Consider the following 2195-nt stretch of genomic DNA (forward strand, 5'->3'; position numbering starts at 1 on the left):
CCACATGACTGACCAGCCCGCAGCCCAGCAGGCCACCGCAGGCGCATCCGCGCAGGTCGCCCCCCTCGAGCCGCCGCCCGGCGAGGCGTTCATCCTCACCGCTCCCGCGCCGACCGCCCCGGTGGCCGAGACCTCCGCCCCGAAGATGGCTCCCGCGGTGCCCGAGGCAGCCCTGCCCGGTCTCGACGCCAAGGTCGACACCTACCTCGACTCGCTGATGAAGGCCGCGGCCCGCTCCCCCGAGTGGGAGACCAAGGCCGCCGACGTGCGCAGCATGGGCAACGACGAGGTGCGCTTCGCCGCCGAGAGCAGCAACCGCATGCTGCAGATGCCGGTCAAGGCGCTCAACGAGGGCGGCCTGTCCGGCACCTCCAAGGTCGGCAGGACCCTGCTCGACCTGCGCCGCACCGTCGAGGACCTCGACCCCGGCCAGGCCGCCGGCGCCAAGAAGTTCCTCGGCATGATCCCGATGGGCGACCGGGTCAACGACTACTTCCGCAAGTACCAGTCGGCACAGAGCCACCTCAACGGCATCCTCCACTCGCTCCAGTCCGGCCAGGACGAGCTCGTCAAGGACAACGTCGCCCTCAACCTCGAGAAGAAGAACCTCTGGGAGTCGATGGGCCGGCTCAACCAGTACGTCTACGTCGCCGAGCGCCTCGACGCCCGGCTGGCCGCGCAGGTCGCCACCCTCGAGGCCACCGACCCGGAGAAGGCCAAGGCGCTGCGCGAGGACGTCCTCTTCTACGTCCGCCAGAAGCACCAGGACCTGCTGACCCAGCTCGCCGTGTCGATCCAGAACTACCTCGCGATCGACATCATCATCAAGAACAACATCGAGCTGATCAAGGGCGTCGACCGGGCGACCACGACGACGGTCTCGGCGCTGCGCACCGCGGTCATCGTGTCCCAGGCCCTCAACAACCAGCAGCTCGTGCTCGACCAGATCACGGCGCTCAACACGACCACCTCGAGCATCATCGAGCGCACGTCCGAGGCCCTCAAGCAGAACTCGGCCCGCATCCAGGAGCAGTCGGCCAGCTCGACGCTCTCGATCGAGTCGCTGCAGAAGGCGTTCGCCAACATCTACGAGACGATGGACACCATCGACCAGTTCAAGGTCCGCGCGCTCGACAACATGGCCGCGACGATCGGGACGCTCGAGACCGAGGTCGCCAAGTCGCGGTCCTACCTCGACCGGGTCTCGAAGCAGGACGCCCGCCGCGCCGAGAACTCCGCACCCGGACTGCTCGACCTCGGCTCGGGTCGGTGAGCGCCGCCGAGGTCCGAGAGCCGTGAAGCAGGAGGTGCGTGACCGGTCGAGCGCCGGTCGCGCGAACACCAGAGGGGAACAACGCAGTGGGAATCCGGTCGTGGTTCGGGTTGGACAGGCCCGAGGCACCTGAGCCGGTGCGCTCGGGACCACCGACCACCGAGCAGCTGCTCGGGGCGCTCGACGCCATCGAGCTGCAGGCCCGTGAGGGCCGCGTGCCCGGCGTCGTGCTCTCCCGCCTGCTCCGCGTCACGCGCATCGTCCGTCAGACGCTGCCGCGCCTGGCCAACCTCGGTCTCGGCAGCAGCCAGGGCTACAGCGTGATGGCCACGGCCACCGACTACCTCCCGGTGGCCATCGGCAACTACCTTCGCCTCCCGCGCGACTGGGCCGACACCCGTCCCATCGTGGCGGGCAAGAGCTCGGTCATGCTCCTCGTCGACCAGCTCGACCTGCTCGGCACGACGATGGACAAGGTCTACGACGCCGTATGCCGTGCCGACGCGGAGGCGATCATCGTGCACGGGGCGTTCCTCGAGCAGAAGTTCGGCCAGGCCTCGGCCGGTGGCGCTCTCGGGCTCGGGCCCGACCCGGTCCCGGTCTCCCCGCCTCCCGCGACCGGTGCAGCGGGAGGCTTTCCGGACCCGCCCGGCGTGCCCGCGGCGTCCCCCGCCGCGCCCCATCCATTGGCCCCGCCGGAATGAGCCGGAGTGATGCATGAGCCGCCCCACTGAGTCCCGACTGGCCGAGAGCCTGGAGCAGCTCACCGACATCGCGGCGGAGGCCGGCCTCGACCCGGCCGCCGCCCGCGACGAGGGGCTGCGCGTCGCCGCGGCCCTCGCCGAGTCGGTGCCCGGTGCCGCTGCCCACTGGGCCCGGGTCGCCGAACCCGGCCTGACCGAGCTCGGCCGCATCAATGAGG

General features: G+C 70.4%; 2 protein-coding genes and 1 pseudogene. All 3 read left to right on the forward strand.

The genetic code is table 11. The features are described from left to right. Nucleotides 1-4 precede the first annotated feature (4 nt). Complete coding sequence (locus tag AC1DP0_RS21145; protein WP_478088409.1) at nucleotides 5-1273, forward strand: toxic anion resistance protein; 1269 nt, start codon at nucleotides 5-7, stop codon at nucleotides 1271-1273. Nucleotides 1274-1410: 137 nt separating this feature from the next. Continuing rightward, nucleotides 1411-1977, forward strand: coding sequence for a hypothetical protein (locus tag AC1DP0_RS21150; RefSeq protein WP_478088407.1), 567 nt, complete (start codon nucleotides 1411-1413; stop codon nucleotides 1975-1977). A gap of 13 nt (nucleotides 1978-1990) precedes the next feature. Then, nucleotides 1991-2195: pseudogene (locus AC1DP0_RS21155) on the forward strand (AAA family ATPase); the annotation flags it as partial.

The organism is Terrabacter sp. P5_B1 (assembly GCF_056400505.1).

What these genes read in the sequence shown, in the direction of transcription:
- AC1DP0_RS21145 (WP_478088409.1), top strand. Translation starts at nt 5, where the DNA reads ATGACTGACCAGCCCGCAGCCCAGCAGGCCACCGCAGGCGCATCCGCG.